This is a genomic window from Sphingomonas sp. ASV193 (genome assembly GCF_040203355.1).
In the GTDB taxonomy this organism is placed as follows: Bacteria; Pseudomonadota; Alphaproteobacteria; order Sphingomonadales; family Sphingomonadaceae; genus Sphingomicrobium.
Map to the genome: position 1 here is coordinate 655,316 of NZ_JBEHBW010000001.1, position 26,510 is coordinate 681,825.

Consider the following 26,510-nt stretch of genomic DNA (forward strand, 5'->3'; position numbering starts at 1 on the left):
CCGTCCTACGCCGCGTTCGGCGTTTGCGCCAGCCTCAGGCGCAGTCCTCGCACCGCCCGCGAACCTCGATTACCGGGCGGATCGCCTCGAACCCCGCCGCGGCGGCGGCCTCGCGCACCCCGCCCGAAAGCCGGTCGTCGTCGAGATGGCGGGCGTTGCCGCAATTGTCGCAGATCAGGAAGATGCAGTCGTGGAGGCAGCCCGGGTGGCTGTTGGCGACATAGGCGTTGGCGCTCTCTACGCGCATCGCCAGGTTGGTCGTCACGAACAGGTCGAGGATCCGGTAGACGCTGTTCGCGGCGACTCGGCGACCGAGCTGGGCGCTGACCTTCTCGGCGATATCGTAAGCGCTCGCCGGCTTGTCGAACCCGGCCAGCGCGTCGAACACCGCCGAGCGCATCCCGGTCCACTGTTCGCCTTCCTCCGACATTCGCGCGGCGGCCGCGTCGTGGAGCGACGACCCCTTGTGCCCGTGGTGATGCTCGTCGTGTTGCTGATGTACGCCCATGCGCGGCAGATAAGCCTGTTTTCAGCGCCTCACAAGCCGCGCCGGCGGCGATTGCGGCAGGGTTCCGCCTATTCTGCGGCGAGATGGTTTAAGCGGTGTCCGAGCGCCAGGATCGACACCCCGAGCACGGTATAGACCGGCTCCATCCCGCCCTCGGGGAGGCTCAGCGCCCCGGCCATCACCCCGAGCCCGAACGCGCCGACCATGCTCGGCATCGAATAGCCGTGCTCGACGATCCCGCGCCCCAAGGCGATCGTCCCGAGCAGCATCGCGAACGCCAGCCCGACCTCGTGGATGACCGGCTTGCCTAGCAGCCCGCCGGTCGTCGCGACCAGCGCGAACAGGATCGCGGTGCCAAGGCAATGCACGAGGCATAGCCCCGACAGGCCAACGGCCCAGCGGTCGATCCGGGATGTGGAAATCGCCAGCACGACCGCCACATAGGCCTGCGGAGGCGAAGTTACAACATCACATCGCGGCTCGCCGCATCGATTCTTGGCAATCCGTGTCCGACCCGCCATAGGCGCGCGCAATGATTGAACGCGTTGCCAATCCGCGTGCCGATGCTCCCCGGGCCCGCGCCCTGTCGAACTGGCTGCTGCTGTGCGTCGCGATGGTTTTCGCGATGGTCGTCGTCGGCGGGATCACCCGGCTGACCGAAAGCGGGCTGAGCATCACCGAGTGGAAGCCGATCTCGGGCACGATCCCGCCGATCACCGCGGCGCAGTGGGACCACGCGTTCGCGCTTTACCGCCAGACCCCGCAATATCGGCAGGTCAGCGGCCCGGCGGGGATGACGCTCGGGCAATTCCAGTTCATCTTCTTCTGGGAGTGGGTGCACCGGCTGCTCGGGCGGCTGCTCGGGCTGGTATTCTTCGTCGGGCTCGCCTGGGCGTTCGTGAAGCGCGCGATCCCGCAGGGCTATACCGCGCGGCTGGTCGGACTGTTCATCCTCGGCGGGCTGCAGGGCGCGATCGGCTGGTTCATGGTCGTCTCGGGGCTCGAAGGAAGCGCGACCGAGGTCAGCCCCTATCGCCTGTCGGCGCACCTGCTGATGGCGCTTTTCCTCTTCTCCGCCCTGCTTTGGACCGCGCTCGACCTTCGCGCGCTCGCGCGCGACCCGGCGGCGAAAAAGGCGCGGATGACCGCCCCCGCGGCGATCACGCTGGCGCTGCTCGCGGTCCAGCTGATGCTCGGCGCCTGGGTCGCGGGGTTCCGCGCGGGCTATGTCGCCAACACGTGGCCGCTGATGAACGACCGCTTCTTGCCCGACGGGATCGACTGGTCGCACGGAACGCTGTGGGCGCTGACCCACGATCCCTTCCTGCTTCACTTCGTCCATCGCTGGTGGGCGTGGGGCGTGGTGATCGCGCTGGTCCTGTTCGCGCGGCGGGTGAAGCCGGTCGACCGCAAGGCGACGCGCGCGATCCACATCGCCTTCGGCACCCAGATCCTGCTCGGCATCGCGACGGTGATGAGCGGGATCGCCCTCCCCCTTGCGGTCGCGCACCAGGCGGTCGGGGCGTTGCTGCTCGCCGCGACGGTGTGGGGCGCGCATTCGCTGGGCGAGGCGCGGCGCGCATGAGCGCCTGCACCCTGTTCGCGGTATTCGCCGACCTCGCCGAGGCACAGCGGATCGGGCGCGGCGCGGTCGAGGACGGGCTCGCCGCCTGCGTCAACATCCTTCAGCCGTGCCGCAGCTTCTATCGGTGGGAAGGCGCGGTCGAGAGCGCGAACGAAGTCCCCGCTTTGTTCAAGACGACGCTCGCCCGCGCCGATGCGCTGATGGCGCGGATCCGCGAACAGCACAGCTATTCGCTCCCCGCGCTCGCGGTCTGGCCGATCGAGCGCGCCCCCGACGACTATCGCGAATGGATCGAAAGCAGCGTCGGGTAATATTTTACCCGCCGCGAAACACCTGCTTTTGCTTGACTTCTCGCCCCTTTCCCGCGAATAGCCCGGCGACGGCGCGGGGCTGAGGCTTCGCGCTTCTCGCATTTTTGGAAAGGGTCAGGCCATGAAGGCGCTGATGAAGACCACCAAGTCGGCCAAGCCGGCCGAGGTGGAGAAGAAGTGGCACCTGATCGACGCCGAAGGGCTCGTCGTCGGGCGCGTGGCGACGATCATCGCCAACATTCTGCGCGGCAAGCACAAGCCGAGCTTCACCCCGCACGTCGATTGCGGCGACCATGTCGTCGTGATCAATGCCGACAAGGTGCGCTTCACCGGCAACAAGCTGAAGCAGAAGATCTACTACAAGCACACCGGCTATGCCGGCGGGCTCAAGGAAACGACCGCGGGCAAGGTGCTCGAGGGTCGCTTCCCCGAGCGCGTGCTCGAAAAGGCGGTCGAGCGGATGATCCCGCGCGGGCCGCTGGGCCGCGACCAGATGCGGGCCCTGCACCTCTACAACGGCACCGACCATCCGCACGGCGGGCAGAGCCCCGAAGTGCTCGACGTCGCTGGCATGAACCGCAAGAACAAGGTGGGCGCATAACATGGCCGACAAGAAGAGCCTCGCCGATCTCGGCGACCTGACCAACCAGGCCCCGGCCCCCGCCCCGGCGAAGACCGAGGCCGCGGCCCCGGCCGAGACCCCGGCCGCGGCTGACGAAGCCCCGGCGGCGCCGGTCGCGACCCAGCCCGAGACCCCGCTTCGCGAGCAGCAGCTCGACAAGCATGGCCGCGCCTATGCCACCGGCCGCCGCAAGGACGCGGTCGCCCGCGTCTGGCTGAAGCCCGGCAGTGGCAAGATCGAGGTCAACGGCCGCGACCAGACCGTCTATTTCGCGCGTCCGACGCTTCGCCTGGTGATCAACCAGCCGTTCGACGTGACCGAGCGCAGCGGCCAGTATGACGTCATCGCCACCGTCAAGGGCGGCGGACTCAGCGGCCAGGCCGGCGCGGTCAAGCACGGCATCGCGCAGGCGCTCAGCCGCTACGAGCCGGTGCTCCGCACCGCGGTCAAGCGCGAGGGCTTCCTGACCCGCGACAGCCGCGTGGTCGAGCGCAAGAAGTACGGCAAGGCCAAGGCCCGCCGCAGCTTCCAGTTCTCGAAGCGCTAAGCGGTTCGACGATCGAACAACGAAGGGCGGTCCCGCTGGGGCCGCCCTTTTTGTATCGGCGACCGCGCGAAGCGGTAACGTAACGGAAACCCGTCTGAGCGCAATCATGAGCATCAAGGAGGCGAGCATGCTGGGCCTGTTCAAGAAGAAACCCGCCGATCCGCCCGGGCTCGACCCGGAGGCGCCGATCGAGATCAAGACCTCGATCCGAATCGAGCGCGACCCCGCCGCCATCTATCCGCTGCTCGATTTCGCGGACGAGCGTCATCACATGAAGGCGCGGGGCAATCCGGTGAAGCAGATCGGAAGCAGCCCTGACGAGTTCCGCGCCTGGTCTGACCGAGCGCCGAACCTCAACTTCCTGTTCCAGGTCGAAACCGCGATCCCGGGCGAGGCCTACGCCTATTTCGCCCGGATCGTGCCGCCGGTCGGCAAGCGCATCCAGTCGTTCGAAGCCTATACGCTCGAGCCGATCGGCGACGGGGCGACAAAGCTGACCGCGAAGAACATCATCCAGAACCAGCCGGGGTTGAGCGAAGCCGAATTGCAGGTCGAGATCGCGCGGTCGACGCAGGCGATGATGGGTTTCCTCACCAAGCTGAAGATCCACGCCGAGGAAGGCGTCGACAGGGTGATCGCGTTCGAGCGCGAGATTGGCCAGCGCCCGGCGGCCTAACCTTCTCTACTGCCTGCGCGCGTCGAGCTTGATCGGGGCGCCGAATTCGAGGCCGACGAGGCCGTCCTCGGCCCAGCGGACCGTGGCGGGGATGAGGATGCCGCCTTCGAAGCGGACCTCGACGGTCGCGCCGACGGCGAGGTGCGCCTCGCTGCCGCCCATCGCGCCGCCGGCGGAGATGTTGTGCATGGCGAAGCTGGCGGGGGTGCCGTCGACCAGCAGGTGGAGGTGGCGCTTGCCGGTCGGAAGCCGCTTGTGGCGGCGCTGGTCGGCGGCGGTGACGGTCGCTCGCGCGGCCTCGCCATCGGTGCGCGCCTCGGCGAGCGGGACGGCGGTGCCGCAGAAGCCGCACTCGGCGCTCACCCGGCCGATGTACCAGTTGGCGCGGCCGCAGCCGGGGCAGCGGTTGTCGCTGTTGGTGCGGTAGACGATATGGTGTCCGCGCCGGGCGAGGCTGTCCGCGACGCTCTCGCGCGCCCGTTCGAAGACGGTGACGCTGCCCATGCCCTGCCCTTCCCTCGCTAGTCGGGGGGAAGGATATGCGCCCGACAGCTTGTGAAATGGTTACCGACGGGGCGACCCTCTTAACGTCGCTAAAGCCAGCGTCACCCCGGACATTTTCGTGACCTTAAGCGAGGGCGGTGGTGGCAGATTCTCGCGGCGGGGCCGGCGCGGCGTCCGAACGGCGGCCGCGAATCCAACCGGATGCAAAGAGCCGCGCGCAATCTCTCACAGGATGCCGGCAATAGGACAGCGCAAAATGAGGATCGTCAGCTTTGGGTGGAAAGCTGCCATTCGCTGAGTTAGTTTCGGTTCGTGATAGACGCTCATCAGTTCAATATTATCGACGCCGACGGACGGCTCCTTTGTCCAGCTTGCGGCTTCCCTGACTACGCCTATGAATCTGCCTACGATGAACGTGGCGGGTTGGTGGGCATGACTATCTGTCCATGTTGCTATTGGGAGCCAGGATTCGACGATGTTCCCTCCGCTTCCGCGGCCGCGAAGGGCACCGTTTTGGCGTCGCTGCGTGCCTATCGAGCGCGGTGGGGAAGTCGGCCAATATGGAATGGACGCGAGGCTGAGAAGCCTTCTGGCTGGGATGGTGAAGCGCAGCTGGCGAGGTTGTTCAAAGTCGCCCCTCACGTCCGTTAGAGCTGCGCGTTAGCTAGGGTCCGCAATGGGTCAAAAGCGGACGTCGCGCCCTATCGGTTCAGCGCCGCCATCGCCTGGGGCTGGTAGCGGTCGCCGCTGGCGGCGCCGGGGGGGAGGATGCGGTCGAGTTCGGCCAGTTCGTCCGCGGTCAGCCGGACGTCGAGCGCGCCGATGTTCTGGGCGAGATACTTCGCGTGCTTGGTGCCGGGGATGGGAACGATGTCCTGCCCTTGCGCGAGCACCCAGGCGAGCGCGAGCTGGGCGGCGGTGACGCCCTTGTCGGCGGCGAGCTGTTCGACCCGCTCGACCAGCTTGAGGTTCTTCTGAAAATTCTCGCCCGAGAAGCGCGGGTGGTGCTGGCGATAGTCGCCGTCGGGGAAATCGTCGGGCGACTTGAACTGGCCGGTGAGGAAGCCGCGCCCGAGCGGCGAGTAAGCGACGAAGCCGATGCCGAGTTCGCGCACCGTCGGCAAAATCTCTTCCTCGGCATCGCGGCTCCACAGCGACAGCTCGGTCTGGAGCGCGGTGATCGGGTGGACGGCGTGCGCCTTGCGGATCGTCTGCGGCGCGGCTTCCGACAGGCCGAGGAAGCGGACTTTCCCCTCCTCCTTCAGCCGGGCCATTTCGCCGACCGTGTCCTCGATCGGGGTCTTGGGGTCGACCCGGTGCTGGTAGTAGAGGTCGATGGTGTCGACCCCGAGCCGCTTCAGGCTGGCCTCGCACGCCGAGCGGACGTAGGCGGGGTCGCCCTTGACGCCCTGGAACTCGCCGTTGGGGCCGCGGACGTTGCCGAACTTGGTGGCGAGGAAAACCTTGTCGCGGCGGTCGGCGATCGCCCTGCCGACCAGCTCCTCGTTCCTGCCGACGCCGTACATGTCGGCGGTGTCGAGGAAGAAGACGCCCTCGTCGATCGCCTGGTGAATGACCCTGACCGATTCGGCGTCGTCGCCGTGGCCGTAAAATTCGCTCATTCCCATGCAGCCGAGCCCGATCGCCGAGACGGTGGGGCCGTTGGTGCCGAGGGTGCGGGTGGCGACGGTCATGGGAAGCTCCTTCGATGCGTTGCGAATTGAAACGCGGAAGGCGGGGAAAGGGTGCGGCCTTTCGTCGTGCAGGCAAGACGGTTAGCCTCTGCGCCATGAGCCGCCCTGCCCCCATTCGCACCCCGATCCTCGCCGCGTTGCTGGGGTGCGCCGCTGCCGCCCCGGCTGCCGCCGCCCCGACGCTGATCCGCCCCGCGGCGGTATTCGACGGGAGCGCGGTCCACCCCGGCTGGCAGGTGCTGGTCGACGGCGAGCGGATCGTCGCAGCGGGACCGGGGCTGAGTGCGCCGGCGGGGGCGGACGTGATCGACTTGCCGGGCGAGACGCTGATGCCCGGGCTGATCGAGGGGCATTCGCACCTGTTCCTCCACCCCTACGACGAGGCGAAGTGGGACGACCAGGTGCTCCACGAGCCGCTGGCGCTGCGCACCGCGCGCGCGGTGGTGTCGGCGCGGCGGACGCTCGAGGCCGGTTTCACCACCGAGCGCGACCTCGGCACCGAGGGGGCGGGCTACGCCGACGTCGGGCTGAAGGCGGCGATCGACCAGGGGATCGTGGCGGGGCCGCGGCTGATCGTCGCGACCCGCGCGATCGTCGCGCGCGGGGCCTATGGGCCGAAGGGGTTCGAGCCGGGGGTCGCGGTGCCGCAGGGCGCGCAGGAAGTCGCCGGGGTCGACGAGACGGTGCGCGCGGTGCGCGACCAGGTCGGCGGCGGCGCGGGGCTGGTGAAATTCTACGCCGACTATCACTGGGGCAAGGGTGAGCCGAGCCGACCGACGCTGAGCCAGGCCGAGCTCGACGCCGGGGTCGCCGCCGCGCACGACGCGGGGCGGCTGGTGGCGGTCCACGCGACGACGCCCGAGGGGATGCGCCGCGCGGTGATGGCGGGGGCAGACACGATCGAGCATGGCTATGGCGGGACCGCCGAGCTGTTCGCGCTGATGGCGAAGCGCCACGTCGGCTATTGCCCGACGCTTGGGGCGAGCGAGGCCTATGCCCGCTATTTCGAGGGGTGGAACGGGGCCGAGCCCGCGCCGGCGAGCGTCGAGGAAGGGCGGCGCGCGCTGCGGCTGGCGGTGAAGGCCGGGGTGCCGATCTGCATGGGCGGCGACGTCGGCGTGTTCACCCACGGCGAGAACTGGCGCGAGATGGCGGCGATGCAGCGCGGCGGGATGGCGCCGATCGCGGTGCTTCGCGCGGCGACCAGCGGCAATGCGGCGATCCTTCACCTGACCGACCGCGGGCGGATCGCGCCGGGGCTGCTCGCCGACCTGGTCGCGGTGCCGGGCGACCCCGCGCGCGATGCGGCGGCGGCGGCCCAGAAGGTCGACTTCGTGATGAAGGGCGGCAGCGTGGTGCGGCGGCGGTGACGCTGGGCCGCGAAGCCTTCGCCGCGATCCGCGAGGCGGGCGAGCCGGTGCTGCTCGAGGGACTGGTCGCCGACTGGCCGCTGGTCGCGGCGGCGCGACGCGGCGAGGCGTCGCTGGGCGACTATCTGCGCGCGCGGGCGGGCGAGGCGCCGATCGGGGTGATCGAGGGGCCGGCGGCGATCGAGGGGCGGTTCCATTACGACGACGCGCTGCGCGGGCTGAACTTCGCGCGGCGCGAGAGCCGGGTCGCGGCGCTGCTCGACCGGCTGGCGGAGGTGTCGGCGCTCGATGAGCCGCCGTCGATCGCGGCGCAGGGGATCGACCTTCGCGCGGCGATGCCGCGGATCGAGGCCGAGAACCCGATGCCGCTGCTCGACCCGGCGGTCGCGCCGCGCGCGTGGATCGGGAATTCGGCCAAGGTCGCGACGCACCATGATTCGTTCGAGAACCTCGCCTGCGTGGTCGCCGGGCGGCGGCGGTTCACGCTGTTCGCGCCCGAGCAGGTGGCGAACCTTTACATGGGGCCGTTCGCCCCGACCCCGGCGGGGGCGCAGGTCAGCATGGCGCACGTCACCGCGCCCGACTTCGAGCGGTTCCCGCGATTCCGGGCGGCGATGGACTCGGCGCTGACCTTCGACCTCGAACCGGGGGACGCGATCTACATCCCCTATCACTGGTATCACCATGTCGAATCGCGCGGGTCGCTGGCGATGCTGGTCAACTATTGGTGGAACGACGCGCCGGCGGCGGGCGGGTCGCCGTGGGACGCGATGATGCTGGGGCTGATCGCGCTTCGCCAGTTGCCGCCGCAGCAACGGCGCGCATGGCGGGCGATGTTCGACCGCTACGTGTTCCAGACCGACGGACCGGCCGGGGCGCACCTGCCCGAGGCCGCGCGCGCGATCCTGGCGGCGGACAGCGATTCGCAGCTGAGCCAGATGCGGCGGAGCCTGATCGACAAGCTGACGCGGTTCGAGGGCGGGCGGACGTCCTAGTCGGCCATCGCCATCTGCGGCGCGTCGCCGGGCTTGGGCGGGGCCGGCTTGCGGAGCAGGAGGACGAGCGGGATGGCCGCCATCGTCACGAACATCATCAGGTAGAAATCGTCGATGTAGGCGATGAACGCGGCCTGGCGGTTGATCTCGGCATCGACCAGCGCGACGACGCTCTGCCCGGGGATGCCGAGCTGGGCGACGACCGCCGAGCTGGCCGAGGGGAGCACGCCATCGGGGACCTTCGAGGCCATGTCGGCGTGCGAGACCTGGAGATTGCGCGCGAGCAGCGCGGTGACGACGCTGATCCCGACCGAGCCGCCGATGTTGCGCATCAGGTTGAGCAGGCTGGCGGCGTGGGTGCGCAGCCGCGGGCCGAGCGTGGCGAAGGCGAGGCTTTGCATCGGAACGAAGATCAGGCCGAGGCCGAGCCCCTGGACGACCCCCGACAGGATGATCGGGCGGTTGCCCATGTCGATCGCGAAGCCGCTCATCATGTGCAGCGACCAGCTCATCAGCGCCATGCCGGTGGCGACGAGGATGCGCTGGTCGACCTTGCCCACCAGCCGGCCGGCGGCGAGCATCGAGATCAGCGTGCCGACCCCGCGCGGGCTGGTGAGGATGCCCGACTGGAGCACGCTGTAGCCGTAGAGCTGCTGGAGCAGCGGCGGCAGCAGCGCGAGCCCGGCGAGCAGCAGGATGCCGGTGACGAACATGAACAGCAGCCCGAGCGAGAAGTTGCGGTCCATGAACATGCCGCGTTCGAACAGCGGGTCGCGCGCAGTGAGCGTATGGGTGACGAACAGCCACGCGGCCGAGAGGCAGACGCCGGTTTCGATCCAGATTTCCCAGCTGTCGTACCAGTCGAGCTGCTGCCCGCGGTCGAGCAGCAGCTGGAGCGAGCCGAGCGCGAGGCCGAGCATCGCGAAGCCGAACAGGTCGAACTTGCGCCGCGCGGATCCGACCGCGGGCATGTACCGAATGAGCATCAGCGTCGCGATCGCGCCGACCGGCACGTTGACGAGGAACACCCAGCGCCAGTCGTAGCTGTCGGTCAGCCAGCCGCCGAGTACCGGCCCCAGGATCGGCCCGATCATGATCCCGCCGCCGAACAGCGACATCGCCTGTGCGTGCTTTTCCTTGGGGTTGATGTCGAACAAGGTCGCCTGCGCGAGCGGGACGAGGAAGGCGCCGCTGATCCCCTGGAGCGCGCGGAACAGCACCATCTCGGTCAGCGACTGGGCGATCGCGCACAGGAAGCTGGAAAAGGTGAAGCCGATCACCGCGACGATCAGCAGCCGCTTGCGCCCGACGCGGTCGCTCAGCCAGCCGCTGATCGGGATCGCGATCGCCGAGGCGACGATGTAACTGGTCAGCACCCAGTTGATGCTCTCGGGGGTCGCGCCGAGCGCGGCGCGCATATGCGGCAGCGCGACGTTGGCGATGGTCGTGTCGAGCACCTGCAGCAGCACCGCGAGCATCACCGCGACGGTGACGAGCATCCGCTCGCCCGGCGGCAGGACGTGCGACTGTTCCACCGGCGCCGGCCTCAGTCGGCTTTGCCGTCGATCCGCACGTCGACGTTGGCGCTCAGCCCCGCGATCATCTTGCGGGCCGGGGCGGAATCGAAGCACACGCGGACCGGCACGCGCTGGGTCACCTTGACCCAGTTGCCGTTGGCGTTCTGCGCCGGGAGCACCGAGAACTGGCTGCCGGTGCCCGAGCCGATGCCGCAGACATGGCTCTTCACCTTGAGCCCCGGATAGGCGTCGAAGGTCACGATCGCGGGCTGGCCGACCGCCATCCTGGCGAGGTCGCCTTCCTTGAAATTGGCCTCGACCCAGCCGTTCTGGTCGCGGACGATCGACAGCTGGTTGACCCCGGTGATCGCGGTCTGGCCGGGAAGCAGCCGTTCGGACTGCGACACGTAGCCGGTGACCGGGGCGCGGACGAGCCCGTGGCGCAGGTCGAGCTGGGCCTTGGCGATCGCCGCCTCGGCGAGCGCGACCTGCGGCTGCTGCCCGTCGGGGGCGACCGCGGCGCTGGCATTGGCGGCGGCGGCCTGGGCGTCGGCGAGCTGGGCGCGCGCCTTGGCGACCTCGTTGACCGCGTCGTCGTAGCTCGCCTTGGTGGTGAACCCCTGCTTCAGGAGCGCCGACTGTCGGGCGAGCGCCTGCTGCTGGATCGCGAGGTTGGCGCGCGCGCCGACGATGTCGCCGCCGGTGCCCGCGGCGGTGGTCTTGAGCTGGCGGGTCTGGAGCTCGGCCGTGGCGAGCTGGGCCTGGGCATTGAGCAGGCTGACCTGGGTCGGCGCGGGGTCGATCTGGAACAGCGGGTCGCCGGCGTGGACGAGCTGGTTCTCGCGCACGAACACCTTGACCACCGGGCCGCTGATCTGGGTCGAGACGCCGACGATGTCCTGCTTGACGTAGGCGTTGTCGGTCGAGACGGTGTGGCCCGAGGTCAGCCACATGTAGAGGCCGACCGCGACCACCAGCAGCGGTACCGCGGCCATGATCGCCTTTCGGTTGATCCGGCGCTTCGGCGCGACGACGACGCTTTCCTCTTCGAGGGGAACCTCGGTCGCGGTGTCGCCGTCGATTTTCGACATCTTGGTCATGCGCTCTTCCGTCCGCTTTCTTCAATCCCGGCGACGTTGGCGCGGATCCGCGCGAGCATCGCCTGCAACTGGGTCACTTCCTCGCCCGTCAGCCCGTCGAACGCCGCCTCGGCCAGCCCCTCGGACATGGCCCGCAATTCGGCGAGCAGCGGCTGCGCCTTGTCGGTCAGCGCCAGCCGCCACGCCCGCCGGTCCGCCGGGTCGCGCTGCCGCGCGACGAGGCCCGATTCTTCCATCCGGTCGACCATCCGGCACAAGGTGATCGGCTCGACGTCGAGCCGCTCGGCCAGTTCGACCTGCTTGAGGCCCGGCGACAAAGCGAGGTTCTTCAAGACGCCCCACTGGGCGCGCGTGATGCCATGCTCCTGCGCGCGCCGACCGTACAAACGCCGGAGCGCGTGCGCGGTTTCACTGATGTTCCAGGCCAATTCTCGCATCGCGAGTTGCCATATAATAAGCGCGCTTATTAAATCAACCGGGGTCTTGCGCTCGTCATCTTTCCCCGCCAAGCGGACGGCTCATGACGACATCGGACCAGATCCCCGCCCTGCTCGACGAGCTGGAGGCGCGCTTCGACGCATCGGCGAACCGGCTTCGCGAGGCGCTGTCGGCGTTCCTTCGCGACGGCACTCGCCCCGACCTCAAGGCGCGCGACGGGGGCGCCTTCGCCTATCCCGAGCTCCGGATCGAATATGATCCCGACACCCCCCCGCCGACCCCGGCGCGGGCGTTCGCGCGGCTGAACCAGCCGGGGATCTACGCGACCTCGGTCACCCGGCCGAAGCAGTTCCGCCACTATCTCGCCGAGCAGCTCGAGCATCTCGTCCGCGACTATCCGGTGCGGGTCAGCGTCGGCGCGTCGGCGAGCGAGATCCCCTACCCCTACGTCCTCGACGGCGCCGATCTCGGGCTGGGCGGGATGGCGAGCGCCGAGGTCGGACGCTGGTTTCCCTCGACCGAGCTGGTCGAGATCGGCGACGAGATCTCGGACGGCGGGTGGGACCTCGCGCTCGAGCCGGTCCGCCCGCTGGCGCTGTTCGACGCGCCGCGCACCGACTTCAGCCTCGCGCGGCTGCGCCACTATACCGGCACCCCTTCGCAGCATTTCCAGCGCTACGTGCTGTTCACCAACTATGTCCGCTACGTCGACGAGTTCGTGCGGTTCGGGGTCGAGGCGCTGAAGGACGAGGCAAGCCGCTTCACCGGCCTGTCGGTGCCGGGCGGGGTCTACGACCAGCGCAACCTCGACGATGCCGAGGCGCAGATCGCGGGCGGGGTGTGGCGGCGGCACCAGATGCCGGCGTATCACCTGATGACCCCCGAGGGCGACGGCATCACGCTGGTCAACATCGGCGTCGGCCCGTCGAACGCCAAGACGATCTGCGACCATATCGCGGTGCTTCGGCCCGAGGCGTGGCTGATGATCGGCCATTGCGGAGGGCTGCGCCCGAGCCAGGCGATCGGCGATTACGTGCTCGCCCACGCTTACCTTCGCGACGATCATGTGCTCGACGACGTGCTTCCGGTCGAGATTCCGATCCCGGCGATCGCCGAGGTGCAGACCGCGATGTTCGCGGCGGCGCTGAGCGTCACCGGCGAGGCCGAGGAGCAGCTCAAGACCCGGCTTCGCACCGGCACCATCGTCACCACCGACGACCGCAACTGGGAGCTTCGCTACACGCTGTCGGCGCTTCGTTTCAACCAGAGCCGGGCGGTCGGGATCGACATGGAATCGGCGACGGTGGCGGCGCAGGGCTATCGCTTTCGCGTGCCCTACGGGACGTTGCTGTGCGTCAGCGACAAGCCGCTTCACGGCGAGATCAAGCTGCCCGGCCAGGCCAACGCCTTTTACGAGCGGGCGATCAGCCAGCACCTGAGGATCGGGATCGAGACGCTGAACCTGCTGCGCGAGGAAGGCGACGGCCTCCATTCGCGCAAGCTCAGGAGCTTCGACGAGCCGCCGCTGCGCTAGGCGCTGGCTTCCCTTAGGGAACGACGCGGATGCGGTTCGCCGCGGGCGGGGTGCGGCCGTTGGCGATCCACGCGATCAGCGCGTCGACGTCGATCCCGGTATCGACGAGGTCGCGCCCTTCGGCGAGCGCGCTGAGCCCGTCGCCGCCCGAGGCCATGTAATTGTTCATCGCCACCCGGTAGCGCGCCGCGGGGTCGATCGGGCGGCCGCCCAGCGCCAGCGCGGTGACCCGCGATCCTGGAGCACGCGACAGGTCGACCGTGTAGCTCACCCCCTGCGACACCGCGAGCGCGGCGGGCTTGCCGCCCTGGACGTGCGGGGCCTGCGCATATTGCTGCTCGATCGCGCGGGCGATCTGCGCGCCGGTCAGCGTTTCGACCACCACGCCGTTGTTGAACGGCATCATCCGGAACACGTCCTTGTAGGCGATGTCGCCCGCGGGAAGCCCGACGCGCACCCCGCTGGCGTTGACCAGCGCGAGTTGCGCCCCGCCCTTCGCCGGCGCGCGGGTGGCGGCGAGAAAGGCGTCGGCGATGAGGTTGGCGGCGGGGCTTTCGGCATCGTCGACCGAATAGGGCGCCGCCGCGCTCAGCCGCCCGACGACGCGGTTGGCGAGCGGGGCGGCGGCGGCGACGTAACGGTCGACGATCGCCTTGACCTTGCCGTCCTCGGCGCCGGTGCCGACGGTCACGTTCATCGCGAAATTGCTGACCAGCGCGTGGGTGGCGGGGTCGAAGTGGAGCCGGATGTCGGTGACGAAGCCGCCATATTTGCCCGCGCTGGTGAGCAGGCGGTTGCCGGTCGATCCTGCTTCCTCGGCCTGGCAGACATAGGCCCAGTGGGTGTGGCCGGAAATGACGGTGGCGATGGCCGGGTCGAGCTTCTGCACAATGGGGATGATGTCGCCCGATAGCCCGGCGCAGCCCTTGCCTTCGGTGAAGGTCGGGGTCTTGCCGCCCTGGTGGATCAGGAGGACGATGGTGTCGGCGCCCTCGGCCTTGAGCATCGGCACCAGCGCGTTGGCGGTCGCGGCCTCGTCGGCGAAGGTCAGCCCCTTGACCCCCGACGGGGTAACGAGGTTTCCGGTGCCCTTCAGCGTCATGCCGATGAAGCCGACCTTGATCGGCCCGAACTGGCGGATTCCGGTGGCGGGAAAAACGGTCTTGCCGTCGGGACCGAACACGTTGGCGGCGAGATAGTGGAAGTGCGCGCCGGCGTAGGGTTCGAGCCCGCACGGCGTGCGATTGGTGAACACCGCGCAGCCGCCGTCCTGGATCCGTTTCAGCTCGTTCACGCCCTTGTCGAACTCGTGGTTTCCGACCGAGACGAAATCGAGCCCGATCGCGTCGAGCGCGTGGATCGTCGGCTCGTCGAGGAACAGCGCGCTGGTCAGCGGGCTGGCGCCGATCAGGTCGCCCGCGGCGACGGTGTCGGTATAGCGATGGCCTTCACGCAGCTTTTCGATCGTCGCGGCGAGGTGCGCGGCGCCGCCGCTGACGAGCTTGCGCGGGGGCGCGCCCGGGTCGGTGACGTCGAACGGCGGCGGCACCTCGAGATTGCCGTGGAAGTCGTTGAGCGCGAGCAGCTGCACCTCGATCGGCGTCGGCGGCGGCGGCGGCGGTACGGTCGGCGGCGGGGTCGGGACCTGCGAGCAGGCGGCGGCAAGGAAAACAGCGGCGAGCGGGGCATAGCGACGCAAGGCGAGACTCCGGATCAGGCGGTTGCCGCGCGGCTTAGCCCGCGTCATTAGACAATGCCATGACCGACGACGAGCTGATCGCCCTCGCCCGCGCCGCCGCGCTCAAGGCCTATGCGCCCTATTCGCGCTTTTCGGTCGGCTGCGCGGTGATGAGCGTCAACGGCGAGGTGGTGACCGGGGCGAACCTCGAAAACGCCTGCTATCGCCTCGGGCTGTGCGCCGAGCAAAGCGCGCTGACCGCCGCGCAACACGCGTTCGGGCTGGCCAAGGTGGCGCGGGTCGCGGTGGCGGGCGGCGACGGGTCGGGCGCGGAACTGAAGGGCGAGGCGCCGGTCACGCCGTGCGGCGGCTGCCGACAGGCGCTGCTCGAGGCGAGCCTGCTCGGCGGGCGCGACATCGAGGTGGTGTGCGCGTCGGGCGACGGGGCGGCGGTCGAGCGGCACCAACTGTCGGCGCTAATCCCGCACGGCTTCGGGCCGGCGGCGCTGGGGGATTCGGGTTAGCCGTCACCAATAGTAGGCATAACGTCGTCAAAATTCAGCCCGCACTCACGGCTTACCGAAGCGTTCGTCTTGTAAAGCAGCGGAAGGACAAGTTTCTGTTCTTCAGCGGGGATTTTCGTCCCGAGCTTACCCCACTTGTGCTGATAGTGGGTCAAACCATTTGGCAGTCTGGCGACGTTCAACTGGTACGACCCTTTCGCAGATGGATCAGAATAATTGAACTGAGTGACCTGCGTTCCACGAGGGAACCCGTCCTCGTCATTATTCGGATCTGACCACGACGTTCGAGTGACGTCCGGTGCAACTTTCTTAAGCGCAGATTGAATGCATTCGAAATCAACTTTCCCGCTGAAGTCTTTTTCCCAACCCAAATGAACTCCGGGATCGCAAGCGCCGACACATAGGCCAAGAATGCCGATCGCTAGACCCGAGCGCGTCACTTCAGCTTGATCTCCCTAAGCCGCTCCTGGAGATAGTCGTCCGCCGTAATCGCCGGCCACTTCGGCGCCGCGCCCGGTGGCACCGTGCTCGGCAGCGGCTCGATCAGGTAATCGCTGCGGAAGTGGAGGAAGAAGGGCATCGAGTAGCGCGCCTTGCTCGCGCGGTCGGGGGCCGGGTTGACGACGCGGTGCGGGGTCGAGCGGAGATAGCCGTTTGTCAGCCGCTGGAGCATGTCGCCGATGTTGATGACGAGTTCGCCCGGCTTGGGACTGACGTCGAGCCAGCGGCCGTCCTTCGTCCTGAGCTGCAGCCCCGCCTCCTCAGCGCCCAGCAGCAGGGTGATGGTGTTGATGTCCTCATGCGCGCCGGCGCGGATGTGGTTGCCGCCCCCTGAATCGATCATCTGCTTGTCGATCGGCGGGTAGTGGAGCAGCCGCATCACCGAATTGCCGTCGCGGACGGTGTCGGTGAAATAGTCCTCGTCGATCTTCAGGAAGCGCGCGACGGCGCGCAGGATCTTGACCCCGGCCTGGTCGAAGGCGGCGTAAAGCGCCTGGAACGTCTCCTTGAAGCCCGGCACTTCGGCGGGCCAGACGTTGTCGGCCATGTGGCCCTTGAAGCGGTGGCCTTCGGGAAGGTCGCGGCCGACGTGCCAGAATTCCTTGAGGTCGTGCGCCTCGGCGCCCTTGGCGGTCTCGATCCCGAACGGGGTATAGCCGCGCGCGCCGCCCGAGCCTTCGATCTTGTACTTGCGCTTTACCTCTTCGGGCAGCGCGAAGAACGCCTTGGCCTTGGCCTCGGCCTCGTCGATCAGCGATTGCGAAATGCCGTGATCGCGGACGATCGCGAAGCCGTAGTCGACGAAGCTGTGCCCGAGTGCCTCGGCGAAGGCGGCCGGGGTGCGGTCGGCATCGGCGAGGGAAACGGTGGCGACGGAGTCGCTGCTGATCGTGTCGGTGGTCATCGCAGTCTCTTTAGAATATGGCCTTGTGGCCGTCACGGGAGTAAATCCCGTGCCGTCAGTCCTTCGCTCCGCAAGGCTGGCCGGCCTTCGCCGTCTCTCGACGCAAGGACGCTCGCTTCGCTCCGCTTTCCTTGCGCTCGGCGGCTCAGGGCAACATCAGACCAGCGAGGGCCGCGCTCATCAGGTTCGCCAGCGAGCCGCCGAGCAGCGCGCGAAGGCCGAGGCGGGCGATCGTCGAGCGCTGGTTCGGGGCGAGGTTGCCGACGACCGCGAGCTGGATCGCGATCGAGCTGAAATTGGCGAAGCCGCACAGCGCGAAGGTGACGATCGCGCGGCTGCGGTCGGTCAGCGCGCCGGGCTGCATCGCGCCGAGGTCGATGAAGGCGACGAACTCGTTGAGCGCAATCTTGGTGCCGAACAGGCCGCCCGCGGTCCCCGCCTCGCCCCACGGCACGCCGATCAGGTACATCACCGGGGCGAACAGCGCGCCGAGCCCGGCCTGGAGGCTCCAGCCGTCCTGCCCAACGAGGTGGCCGATGCCGCCGATGATGCCGTTCAAGAGCGCGACCAGCGCGACGAAGGCGAGCACCATCGCGCCGACCGCGACCGCGAGCTTGACCCCGGTCTGCGCACCCTGCCCCGCGGCCTGGATGATGTTGGCGGGCTGCTCGCCCTCCTCGAAGCCGTGGACCTCGATCGAATCTTCCGACGCGACCGCTTCGCCGCCCTCGAGCGGGAGTTCGCCCGCCTTGGGCTCGCCGTCCGGCATCAGCAGCTTGGCCATCAGGATGCCGCCCGGTGCCGACATGAAGGCGGCGGCGAGGAGGTAGGGGAGATATTTCGCCCCGAGCAGGCTGGCGTAGGCGGCGAGGATCGTGCCCGCGACGCCCGCCATGCCGACGCACATCAGCGTGAACAGATGGGCGGGGGGAAGCGCCGGGAGGTAGGGGCGAACGACCAGCGGGCTTTCGGACTGGCCGACGAAGATGTTCGCCGCCGCGCCGAGGCTTTCGACCCGGCTGATCCCGGTGACCCAGCCGATCGCCCCGCCGACCCAGCGCACCACGCGCTGCATCACGCCTAAATAGTAGAGGATGCTGACCAGCGACGCAAAGAAGATGATCACCGGCAGCGCGGCGATGGCGAAGGTGTTGGCGAGCGGGTTCTTGTCGCTCGGCCCGAACAGGAACTCGGTACCCTTGCCGGCATAGCCCAAGAGCGCGGCGACCCCGTCGCTCATCGCCTGGATCACCTCGCGCCCGCCGCCGGTGCGGAGCACGAGGAAGGCGATCACCGCCTGCAGCGCGAAGGCCGCGCCGACGATGCGCGGGTTGATCGCGCGGCGGTTGGTCGAAAACAGCACGGCGATGGCGAGGATCACGGCGATCCCGACGAGGCCCAGCGGATTGTACATGAACGAGCCCCTCCCCCGGGCCTTATTACCAGGTCATTCCTTGTGACGCGTTTCGGACCGCTTCGTCCAGCGTGTCGATCGCCGCGCCCGGCGTGTCGGCGACGAGCAGCTGGCGGCGGCGCGCGGCGCTGAGGAAGCCGCTCGCCGCGACATGGTCGATGAAGTCGACCATGTCGTTCCAGAAGCCGCCGACGTTGACGAGGCAGAAGGGCTTGGCGTGGTAGCCGAGCGCCTGGTCGGTCCATGCCTCGAACAGCTCGTCGAGCGTGCCGATCCCGCCCGGCAGGCAGGCAAAGCCGTCGGCGAGCTCGGTGAACCTCGCCTTGCGCTCGTGCATCGTCGCCACGGTGTGGAGCTCGGTCAGGCCGCGGTGCGCGACTTCCTGCTCGACCAGCGCCTCGGGGATCACGCCATAGGCGCGCCCGCCCGCCTCGAGCACCGCGTCGGCGACGATCCCCATCAGCCCGAGCCGGCCGCCGCCGTAGACGAGGTCGATCCCGCGTTCCGCGAGCGCGACGCCCATCGCCCGCGCGGCGTCGGCGAAGGCCGGGTCGCTGCCCGGCGCGGCGCCGCAATAAACGGCGAGCCTCTTCAACATGAGTATCGCTTTCGCCCCGCGAGCATCCGGGGGATGCTCGCGTCGCGAGCCGTTGCAAAACTCTTGATCCCGCCGCTCACAGCTCGATCCATTCCTTGAGGTCGGCTTCGGGCCGCGCACCATAATGCGAGATGATTTCCGCCGCCGCGATCGCGCCGGTCGACAGGCATTTGGCGAGCGGCGCGCCCTTGACGCGCGCGGTGAGGAACCCCGCGGCGAACAGGTCGCCCGCGCCGGTGGTGTCGACCACGTTGGGGACCGGCATCGCGGGGATCCGCACCGTCTTGCCGTCCTCGACCGCGAGCGCGCCGGCCGCGCCGCGGGTGATGACCAGCGTCGGCACCTTTTGCGACAGCTCGGCCAGCGCCTCCTCGAGCCCGGTCCGGCCGGTGAGCTGGAGCGCCTCGTCCTCGTTGGCGAAGAGGAGATCGACCCCGCCCCCGTCGAGCATCGCGTGGAAGCCCGCCTTGCGGTCGGCGATGCACACGCTTTCGGACAGGGTGAAGGCGACCTTGCGACCGGCGGCGTGGGCAATGTCGACCGCGCGCATCATCGCCGCGCGGGGCCGGGCCGGGCCGAACAGATAACCTTCGAGGAAGAGGATCGCCGAATCGCGGACCAGCGCCTCGTCGAGCGCGGAAACGTCGAGCTCGTGGCTTGCGCCCGGCGCGGTGTTCATCGTCCGCTGGCCGTCGGGGGTGACGAGGATCAGGCAGCGCCCGGTCGGCGGCCCGAACGACAGCGGGGGCGTGTCGAAATGGACCCCGAGCGCGTGCATGTCGTGGGCGAAGATGGTGCCGAGCTGGTCGCCGGCGACCTGGCCGATGAACGCCGACCTGGCGCCCATCGCCGCGATCCCGGCCATCGAGTTGGCCGCCGAGCCGCCGCTCATCTCGCGCGCTTGGCCCATCGCCGCGTAGAGCGAATCGGCGGCCTGCGGGGTGAGCAGCTGCATCGACCCCTTGGGCAGCCGATGGTTGACCAGGAAATCCTCGTCGCACGACGCGATCACGTCGACGATGGCATCGCCCATGGCGACGATGTCGAAGCGGGTCTCGGCCATGACGGTCGGGCACCTGTCCTGTCTAAAGGGTTGCGGCGGCGGGCAAAAGTCGCGGGGGCGTAGCGGGCGTGTCCCAACCGGTCAAATCATAAGGACTTGCGGGGTCGGCGTTTGGCGCTAGGCGAAGGCGATGATCGAAACCGACCGCGCCCCGACCCCCGATGCCCCGGCGACGCTGCCGCGCGGGCTGCTGCTGCTCGCGCTGCTTTACGGCGGGATGGTGACGCTCGGCGGGGTGCTTGGCGCCAAGCAGGTATCGGTCGGGCCGCTCGCGGTCGAGGCGGGGATCTTCCCCTTCCTGACGCTGGTGTCGCTGTCGAGCGCGGTCGCCGAGCTCTACGGCCGCGCCTATGCCGACCGGTTCGTTCGGTTCGGCTTCGTGCCGCTGGTGACCGCGATCCTGTTGACGCTGTTCGTCCTCCAGCTGCCGACCGACCCGAACATGTACCCGCCCGCCAAGGAAGCCTTTCCGGTGATCCTCGGCCAGAGCTGGCGGATGATGGCGGCGGGCATCCTCGCCTACGGCACCTCGGTCACGCTCAACGTGCTGATCTTCGCGCGGCTCGGCGGGTCGGGCGCCGGGCGGCTGGTCGCGGTGCGCGGGGCGATCGCGAGCGCGCTAAGCCAGATCGTCGACACGCTGATCTTCATCACCGTGAGTTTCTACGGCGTGCGGCCGATCGGCGATCTCATCGTCGGCCAGGCGCTGGCCAAGGTGGTGCTGTCGATCGTGCTGGTGCCGGTTCTGATCAGCCTGTTCGTCGCGCTTGGCCGGAAGCTCGACGCGGCGCGCTGAGCCAACCTAAGTCGTTGTAATCGTGCATCAGTGTCGCGCCAAACCGGCGCGAGTGTGACAATTCGGTGACGCCGAACATTGTCGCGGCGCGGCGGGTCTGCTGTGACGATAGCACGAGTCGCGCGGGGATTGGCGACGCGGGGACATCACCATCATGGTGGAAAAGGCAGCGTCGATCGACGGGCATCGCCGGTCGTCATCAGCCTGACTTTTACCCTCGCTAGCCGGGACCGGCGCGTCCGCATCGGGTGCCAATTTCATCGGGGTCACACAAAGTGAAAAAGCTTATTCTGCTCTCGACGGCGGCTGCCGTCGTCATGCCTGCCGCCGCCTTCGCCCAGTCGACCGGGACGGTCGAGGCCGAAAAGGACGCGATCGTCGTCACCGGCACGCGCAAGGCCAAGGGGACCGACGGCGTCGTCATCCAGGATTCGACCAAGGCGAAGGGCCTGCTGACGCAGGAGTTCATCGCCAAGCAGAGTCCCGGGCAGACGGTGCTCAACACCATCAACTACATCCCGGGCGTCAACTTCACCCAGAACGACCCGTACGGCAGCTCGGGCGGCAACCTTCGCATCCGCGGCTTCGACGGCGCGCGCGTCAGCCTGACGTTCGACGGCGCCCAGCTCAACGACAGCGGCAACTATGCGGTCTATTCGAACCAGCAGATCGATCCCGAGCTGATCGAGCAGGTCAACGTCAACCTCGGCGCGACCGACGTCGACTCGCCGACCGCCTCGGCGGCGGGCGGCACGGTCAACTATCGTACGCTGATCCCGACCAACCAGCCGGGTTTCCAGGTCGACGGCTCGCTCGGCACGTTCAATTTCCGCCGCGTGTTCGGCATGATCAACACCGGCACCTTCACCCCGTGGGGCACCAAGGCGTGGATCGCGGCGAGCGACGCCACCTACGACCTGTGGCGCGGCCCGGGCCAGATCAAGAAGTGGCAGGTCAACGGCAAGCTCTACCAGCCGCTCGCCAACGGCGACTTCATCGCGCTGGCCGGCCATTACAACCACAACCGCAACAACAACTACAACAACCCGACGCTCAGCGACCTTCGCTCGATCTTCGGCGTGACGACGGTGCCGACCGGCTACACCAGCGGTTCGCCGCTCGTGGTCGGCGACTTCACCGACGACCAGTGGGCTAAGATCAACAGTCTCGGCTATGTGAACTCGTGCCTCAACTCGGCGGGCGCGGTGCAGACCCGTCCGGCGGGCGGCCCGGGCGCGCAGAGCGACCCGTCGACTTGCTACACCCCCGAAGGCCCGCTGGCTTCGCAGGCGAGCACCAACCTTTATTACAACCAGATCAACCCGTCGAACACGGGCAACATCCGCGGCCAGTCGCGCTTCACCATCGCCGACAATCTGATCTTCACCTTCGACCCGACCTACCAGTATGTGCTCGCCAACGGCGGCACCCAGACGGTCCTGCTCAAGGAGAATGACCCGCTGCTGAAGAACGGCGTGGCGGGGTCGACGGGCGTCGATCTCAACGCCGACGGCGACACGCTCGACACGCTTCTGGTCGGCCGTCCGTCGATCACCAACACCCACCGCTGGACGGTGCTCAGCTCGCTGCTGTGGAAGATCAACCCGAACAACACCTTCCGCGTGTCGTACAGCTTCGACCGGGCGCACCATCGCCAGACCGGCGAATATTCGTTCACCAACTACAACTTCGCCATCTCGAACCCGTTCTTCGGTCGCAACGGCGACCCGATCCGGCAGGCGAACGGAAGCGTCCTTCAGAACCGCGACCGGACGTCGATCGCGCTGCTCAACCAGCTGTCGGGCCAGTATATCGGCAAGTTCGTCGACAGCCGCCTGCGGGTCGAGCTGGGGCTTCGCTCGCCGTGGTTCCAGCGCAACCTCGACCAGCATTGCTACACGCCGGCGGCGGGCAGCGGCTTCCCGGTCTGCGTCCAGCCCTCGGCGGTTTCGGCCACGCCGAACAGCGGCTACTACCTCGTTCCCAACAGCTATGTCCCGCCGGTCGCGGGGCTGCTCGGAACGCCGGTCTACGCGCCGTTCACCGCCAAGTATAAGTATCACAAGCTGCTGCCGAACGTCGGCCTGACCTACGCGCTGACCAACAGCCTCAGCGTCTTCGGCAGCTATGCGAAGGGCTTCTCGGCGCCGCGCACCGACAACCTGTATCGCCAGCCGATGGTCAACGTGATCCCCGAGACGACCGATTCGTTCGACCTCGGCGCGCGGTTCATCAATCGCCGCGTCCAGGCGCAGGCGACGGCGTGGAAGATCAACTACCAGAACCGCATCGTCACCTCGTACGACCCGACGACCAACACCTCGATCGACCGCAACGTCGGCAAGGTGAACAGCTGGGGCGTCGACACCAGCGTCGGGGTGAGCCCGTTCCAGCACCTCAACCTGCTCGGGCTGCTCAGCTACACCAACGCCAAGTTGAAGCAGGACGTGCTGCTGGGCAACGCGCTCTACGTGCCGGTCGCGATCCCGGCGACCGCGACCTCGGTCGCCATCGGCAAGTCGGCGGCGGTCCCGGGGGCGCTGACCGGCGAGACCTATTATTGCAACGGGCTGCCGTCGTCGTTCCCGACCGCGAGCGGGGTGTACACCTATCCGATCTGCGCGCGGACCGCGGGCAAGTTCGTGGTCGAGACGCCGCGCTGGCAGTATGGCGGCCGCGCGGAGGTCAACTTCGCGCCGGTCACGCTCGGCATCCAGGCCAAGCATGTCGGCAAGCGCTACGCGACCGACGTCAATGACGTTGTCGTGAAGGGCTACACCACGGTCGACCTCGACGCGCGGCTCGACCTTGCCTTCCTGCCGGCGCGCAAGTCGTACCTGCAGGTCAACGTGATCAACCTGTTCAACGCGCATTACTTCGGGAACCTGTCGACCACGATCAACGCGTTCGGCTCGAACGCGAGCGCGCCGCGGTTCACCCCGGTCGCGAGCCGGGCGATCAGCGCGACGCTCAACGTCGGCCTGTAAGGGTCGCCAGAGTTCAAGCGGAAAATCGGGCGTCGTCCTTCGGGACGGCGCCCTTTTTCTTGCCATGCCGCGCCGGGCGTGGCAGGGGGCCGCTCGCGCCGTGTCGGGCGGGTGTAGCTCAATGGTAGAGCAGAAGCTTCCCAAGCTTACGACGAGGGTTCGATTCCCTTCACCCGCTCCACAAAAAACATGCCGGGGGCATGTTTTTTTTGGAGCGCACGAGGCGAAGCCGAGGGGCGGCTTGCCCTCTCGCCGCCCGCTCCGTTACCGCTTTCTCACGCTCATCGAATAGCCGCGCGCGCTCGGTGCGGTGGCCCACGACTTGTTCGGTTCGGCCTGCATCCGGAACCTCAGCGTCCCGCCCGCCATCAGCTCGGCATCGGTGACATAGCTGCGCTCGAGCGGCTTTCCGTTGAGCCATACCGCGCCGACATAAGGGTGCGCGTCGTCGATGCGGTCGGCGAGGACGGTGAAGGTGCGGCCGTTCCGCAGCCGCAGCGCGGCGCGGGTCACGAACGGGCGGCCGATCGCATATTGAAGGCTGCCCGGGGTGACCGGGTAGAAGCCCATCCCGGTGAAGAACAGCCACGCCGACATCTGCCCGAGGTCGTCATTGCCCGCGAGCCCGTCGGGGGTCGGCTTGTACTGGCTGTCGACGATCTGCTTGAGCCTGCCTTGAGTCTTCCACGGGGCGCCGGCGTAATCGTAGAGATAGGCGACGTGGTGGCTCGGCTCGTTGCCGTGGATGTACTGGCCGATCAGCCCGGCGATGTCCTCGGCATGGCTATAGTCGAGCTTCGAGTTGTCATAGTCGAACATCGCGTCGAGCTTGGCGACCGCGGCCGCATCGCCGCCCATCGCCGTGAACAGCGCGGCCTGGTCCTGCGGCACGAACCAGCTGTATTGCCAGGCATTGCCCTCGGTATAGTCCGAGCCATAGTTGATCGCGGTCGGGTCGAAGGGCGTGCGGAAGGGGCCGTCGGCCTTGCGCGCGCGGACGAAGCCGGTCGCCGGGTCGAAGCTGTTGCGCCAGTTGCCCGCGCGCCTGAAAAAGGTCGCCGCGACTTGCCTGCGCCCCATCCGTTCGGCCATGCGCGCGATGGTCCAGTCGTCATAGGCATATTCGACCGTCTTCGATGCCGCCTCGGGCTCGCGGTCGATCGGGACATAGCCGCGCGCCATATAGTCGCCGAGGTCACCGTAGGGGGCGTAGGTCGCGCTGGCGACCATCGCGTCGAGCGCCGCCTTCGGGTCGAATCCCTTGATGCCCTTCAGATAGGCGTCGGCGATTACCGGGACCGCGTGATAGCCGATCATCGTCCACGTCTCGCGCCCCTGGAACTGCCAGACGGGAAGGATCCCGAACGGGCTGTCGCGGCGGCTGGCGACCAGCGAGTTGACGATGTCGGCGTTGACCTGGTCGGGCTGGATGAGGGTCAGCAGCGGCTGCTCGGCGCGGAACGTGTCCCACAGCGAAAAGGTCGAGCGGAAGGTGAAGCCCTTGGCCTGATGGACCTGGTTGTCGGGGCCGCGATAGCGCCCGTCGGCATCGCCCGCGACCGAGGGGGCGAGCAATGAGTGGTAGAGCGCGGTGTAGAGGCTGGTCCGCATTCCCGCCGGGGCGTCGATCGCCGCGACTCCGAGCGCTTCCTCCCAGCGCCGCCTGGTCGCCGCGCGGATCGCGTCGAAGTCGCCCGGCTCGGCGGCGAGATTGCCGAGCGCGCCCGCCTCGTCGACCGAGGAGATGGCGACCTTCACTTCGAGCGGCGTCGCCAGCGTCCCGAAGTCGAGCCTCGCGACGAGCTGCCGTCCCTCCCTGTAGGCGACGGCGTCGGTCCCCCGCCCCGGCCCTTGGAAGCCCCTGTAGGCGACGTCCTTTTCGGTATCGGCGAAGGTATGGCCGGTGAGCGGCGCGGAAAAGCGCATCGCGAAGCACAGGATCCGGTCGGGCGCCCAGCCGCGCGTCTGGCGACATCCGGTGATCGTTCGCGCGTCGCGCAGACGCAGCGACGACCACATCACCTTGCCGGGATAATTGTAGAGCGAGGTGCGCAGGTCGAGCACGATGTGCGCCGCCTTGCCTGCCGGAAAGGCGTAGCGGTGGACCCCGACGCGCGTGCCGGCGGTCAGTTCGGCGCGGACGCCGGGATCGTCGAGCGTCACCGCATAATAGCCGGGATGCGCCACCTCGCTCGCGTGAGCGAAGCGCGAACGATAGCCCGAGCCCGGCACCTTCGCGTCGCCGGGATCGAGCGGCACCGTGTCGCCGCTGACCGGCATCAGCAGGAAATCGGCGAGGTCGCTATGCCCCGCGCCGCTGAAATGGGTGTGGCTGAACCCCTCGATCGTCGGGTCGTCGTAGCGATAGCCGGCGGCGTGGCCGTAGCAGCTGCGGATGGTGCAGCCGACGTCGGTGTCGGGGGACAGCTGGACCATCCCGAACGGGGCGCTGGCGCCGGGATAGGTGTGGCCCTCGCCCCCGGTGCCGATCATCGGGTCGACCGCCTCGTAAGGCGCGAGGCTGGAAGTGGCGGCCAGCGCGGGGCCGGCGGTCAGGGCGGTGGCGGCGAGCAGCGCGCGGCGGGCGATCGACATCGGCCAACTCTGGGCGGCGCGGGCGCGCGGCGCAAGCGGGGGCAAATTC

At 68.3% G+C, this 26,510-nt stretch carries 25 protein-coding genes and 1 tRNA gene; 12 read left to right on the plus strand and 14 right to left on the minus strand.

Annotated features, from left to right (window positions below; genetic code table 11):
• Positions 1-34 precede the first annotated feature (34 nt).
• Together ABDK56_RS03295 and ABDK56_RS03300 are read right to left on the minus strand one after the other, a co-directional pair.
• On the minus strand, positions 35-508 hold the full coding sequence (locus tag ABDK56_RS03295; RefSeq protein WP_349806679.1) for a Fur family transcriptional regulator: 474 nt from the start codon (positions 506-508) through the stop codon (positions 35-37).
• A 68-nt stretch (positions 509-576) separates the two neighbouring features.
• Positions 577-948 carry a MerC domain-containing protein gene (locus ABDK56_RS03300; RefSeq protein ID WP_349806680.1) on the minus strand — a complete coding sequence of 124 codons (372 nt, stop codon included), beginning with the start codon at positions 946-948 and terminating at the stop codon, positions 577-579.
• 92 nt (positions 949-1,040) lie between these two features.
• Between ABDK56_RS03300 and ABDK56_RS03305 the strand changes: the two genes are divergently transcribed.
• The 5 genes from ABDK56_RS03305 (at position 1,041) to ABDK56_RS03325 (ending at position 4,249) form a co-directional block, all read left to right on the plus strand.
• Positions 1,041-2,093, plus strand: coding sequence for a COX15/CtaA family protein (locus ABDK56_RS03305; RefSeq protein WP_349806681.1), 1,053 nt, complete (start codon positions 1,041-1,043; stop codon positions 2,091-2,093).
• Positions 2,090-2,404, plus strand: coding sequence for a divalent-cation tolerance protein CutA (gene cutA / locus ABDK56_RS03310; RefSeq protein ID WP_349806682.1), 315 nt, complete (start codon positions 2,090-2,092; stop codon positions 2,402-2,404). The genes ABDK56_RS03305 and cutA overlap by 4 nt, the downstream gene beginning before the upstream one ends.
• Positions 2,405-2,525: 121 nt before the next feature.
• Complete coding sequence (gene rplM / locus ABDK56_RS03315; RefSeq protein WP_349806683.1) at positions 2,526-3,005, plus strand: 50S ribosomal protein L13; 480 nt, start codon at positions 2,526-2,528, stop codon at positions 3,003-3,005.
• Between the two features lies 1 nt (position 3,006).
• Entirely contained in the window at positions 3,007-3,573 is a 567-nt protein-coding gene (gene rpsI, locus ABDK56_RS03320) for a 30S ribosomal protein S9 (protein ID WP_349806684.1), read from the plus strand.
• A 127-nt stretch (positions 3,574-3,700) separates the two neighbouring features.
• On the plus strand, positions 3,701-4,249 hold the full coding sequence (locus ABDK56_RS03325) for a hypothetical protein (RefSeq protein ID WP_349806685.1): 549 nt from the start codon (positions 3,701-3,703) through the stop codon (positions 4,247-4,249).
• Between the two features lie 6 nt (positions 4,250-4,255).
• On the opposite strand, the gene ABDK56_RS03330 is transcribed toward ABDK56_RS03325, so the two are convergent.
• Together ABDK56_RS03330 and ABDK56_RS03335 are read right to left on the minus strand one after the other, a co-directional pair.
• On the minus strand, positions 4,256-4,753 hold the full coding sequence (locus tag ABDK56_RS03330; RefSeq protein WP_349806687.1) for a PilZ domain-containing protein: 498 nt from the start codon (positions 4,751-4,753) through the stop codon (positions 4,256-4,258).
• A gap of 701 nt (positions 4,754-5,454) precedes the next feature.
• On the minus strand, positions 5,455-6,447 hold the full coding sequence (locus ABDK56_RS03335; protein ID WP_349806688.1) for an aldo/keto reductase: 993 nt from the start codon (positions 6,445-6,447) through the stop codon (positions 5,455-5,457).
• 95 nt (positions 6,448-6,542) lie between these two features.
• Between ABDK56_RS03335 and ABDK56_RS03340 the strand changes: the two genes are divergently transcribed.
• Together ABDK56_RS03340 and ABDK56_RS03345 are read left to right on the plus strand one after the other, a co-directional pair.
• Positions 6,543-7,817 (plus strand): metal-dependent hydrolase family protein, encoded by a 1,275-nt coding sequence (locus ABDK56_RS03340; RefSeq protein ID WP_349806690.1) that lies wholly within the window; start codon positions 6,543-6,545, stop codon positions 7,815-7,817.
• On the plus strand, positions 7,814-8,812 hold the full coding sequence (locus ABDK56_RS03345; protein ID WP_349806691.1) for a cupin-like domain-containing protein: 999 nt from the start codon (positions 7,814-7,816) through the stop codon (positions 8,810-8,812). The genes ABDK56_RS03340 and ABDK56_RS03345 overlap by 4 nt, the downstream gene beginning before the upstream one ends.
• On the opposite strand, the gene ABDK56_RS03350 is transcribed toward ABDK56_RS03345, so the two are convergent.
• The 3 genes from ABDK56_RS03350 to ABDK56_RS03360 are packed head-to-tail and all read right to left on the minus strand — an operon-like array spanning position 8,809 to position 11,866.
• Positions 8,809-10,347, minus strand: a complete 1,539-nt coding sequence (locus ABDK56_RS03350) for a DHA2 family efflux MFS transporter permease subunit (RefSeq protein ID WP_349806692.1) — start codon at positions 10,345-10,347, stop codon at positions 8,809-8,811. The two genes, ABDK56_RS03345 and ABDK56_RS03350, sit on opposite strands and share 4 nt — an antisense overlap.
• 11 nt (positions 10,348-10,358) lie before the next feature.
• Positions 10,359-11,429 (minus strand): HlyD family secretion protein, encoded by a 1,071-nt coding sequence (locus ABDK56_RS03355; RefSeq protein WP_349806693.1) that lies wholly within the window; start codon positions 11,427-11,429, stop codon positions 10,359-10,361.
• A complete protein-coding gene (locus ABDK56_RS03360) occupies positions 11,426-11,866 on the minus strand; it encodes a MarR family winged helix-turn-helix transcriptional regulator (RefSeq protein ID WP_349806694.1) in 441 nt (146 codons plus the stop codon). Before ABDK56_RS03360 ends, ABDK56_RS03355 begins: the two co-directional genes overlap by 4 nt.
• 83 nt (positions 11,867-11,949) lie before the next feature.
• Between ABDK56_RS03360 and ABDK56_RS03365 the strand changes: the two genes are divergently transcribed.
• Positions 11,950-13,401, plus strand: coding sequence for an AMP nucleosidase (locus ABDK56_RS03365; RefSeq protein WP_349806695.1), 1,452 nt, complete (start codon positions 11,950-11,952; stop codon positions 13,399-13,401).
• Positions 13,402-13,414: 13 nt separating this feature from the next.
• Here ABDK56_RS03365 and ABDK56_RS03370 read toward each other — a convergent pair whose 3' ends face one another.
• On the minus strand, positions 13,415-15,148 hold the full coding sequence (locus tag ABDK56_RS03370; RefSeq protein ID WP_349806696.1) for a bifunctional metallophosphatase/5'-nucleotidase: 1,734 nt from the start codon (positions 15,146-15,148) through the stop codon (positions 13,415-13,417).
• Positions 15,149-15,159: 11 nt separating this feature from the next.
• On the opposite strand from ABDK56_RS03370, the gene ABDK56_RS03375 reads away from it, so the two are divergent.
• Positions 15,160-15,603, plus strand: a complete 444-nt coding sequence (locus tag ABDK56_RS03375; RefSeq protein ID WP_349806697.1) for a cytidine deaminase — start codon at positions 15,160-15,162, stop codon at positions 15,601-15,603.
• Here ABDK56_RS03375 and ABDK56_RS03380 read toward each other — a convergent pair.
• From ABDK56_RS03380 to ABDK56_RS03400, 5 genes are all read right to left on the minus strand, one after another.
• Positions 15,600-16,043: a hypothetical protein gene (locus ABDK56_RS03380; protein WP_349806698.1), complete on the minus strand. Its 444-nt coding sequence runs from the start codon at positions 16,041-16,043 to the stop codon at positions 15,600-15,602. The genes ABDK56_RS03375 and ABDK56_RS03380 overlap by 4 nt on opposite strands.
• Positions 16,040-17,008: an isopenicillin N synthase family dioxygenase gene (locus tag ABDK56_RS03385; RefSeq protein ID WP_349806699.1), complete on the minus strand. Its 969-nt coding sequence runs from the start codon at positions 17,006-17,008 to the stop codon at positions 16,040-16,042. Before ABDK56_RS03385 ends, ABDK56_RS03380 begins: the two co-directional genes overlap by 4 nt.
• Positions 17,009-17,153: 145 nt before the next feature.
• On the minus strand, positions 17,154-18,422 hold the full coding sequence (locus ABDK56_RS03390; RefSeq protein ID WP_349806700.1) for a NupC/NupG family nucleoside CNT transporter: 1,269 nt from the start codon (positions 18,420-18,422) through the stop codon (positions 17,154-17,156).
• Positions 18,423-18,447: 25 nt separating this feature from the next.
• Positions 18,448-19,017 carry an LOG family protein gene (locus ABDK56_RS03395; RefSeq protein WP_349806822.1) on the minus strand — a complete coding sequence of 190 codons (570 nt, stop codon included), beginning with the start codon at positions 19,015-19,017 and terminating at the stop codon, positions 18,448-18,450.
• A 79-nt stretch (positions 19,018-19,096) separates the two neighbouring features.
• Positions 19,097-20,083 carry an adenosine kinase gene (locus ABDK56_RS03400; protein ID WP_349806701.1) on the minus strand — a complete coding sequence of 329 codons (987 nt, stop codon included), beginning with the start codon at positions 20,081-20,083 and terminating at the stop codon, positions 19,097-19,099.
• A gap of 130 nt (positions 20,084-20,213) precedes the next feature.
• Here ABDK56_RS03400 and ABDK56_RS03405 point away from each other — a divergent pair, with 130 nt between their 5' ends.
• The 3 genes from ABDK56_RS03405 to ABDK56_RS03415 all read left to right on the plus strand — a co-directional run bounded on the left by ABDK56_RS03405 (position 20,214) and on the right by ABDK56_RS03415 (position 24,047).
• Complete coding sequence (locus ABDK56_RS03405) at positions 20,214-20,879, plus strand: queuosine precursor transporter (RefSeq protein ID WP_349806702.1); 666 nt, start codon at positions 20,214-20,216, stop codon at positions 20,877-20,879.
• A gap of 275 nt (positions 20,880-21,154) precedes the next feature.
• Positions 21,155-23,866: a TonB-dependent receptor gene (locus ABDK56_RS03410; RefSeq protein WP_349806703.1), complete on the plus strand. Its 2,712-nt coding sequence runs from the start codon at positions 21,155-21,157 to the stop codon at positions 23,864-23,866.
• Positions 23,867-23,973: 107 nt separating this feature from the next.
• Positions 23,974-24,047 (plus strand) — tRNA-Gly (locus tag ABDK56_RS03415).
• Positions 24,048-24,130: 83 nt separating this feature from the next.
• On the opposite strand, the gene ABDK56_RS03420 is transcribed toward ABDK56_RS03415, so the two are convergent.
• Entirely contained in the window at positions 24,131-26,461 is a 2,331-nt protein-coding gene (locus tag ABDK56_RS03420) for a GH92 family glycosyl hydrolase (RefSeq protein ID WP_349806704.1), read from the minus strand.
• Between the last annotated feature and the right edge of the window lie 49 nt (positions 26,462-26,510).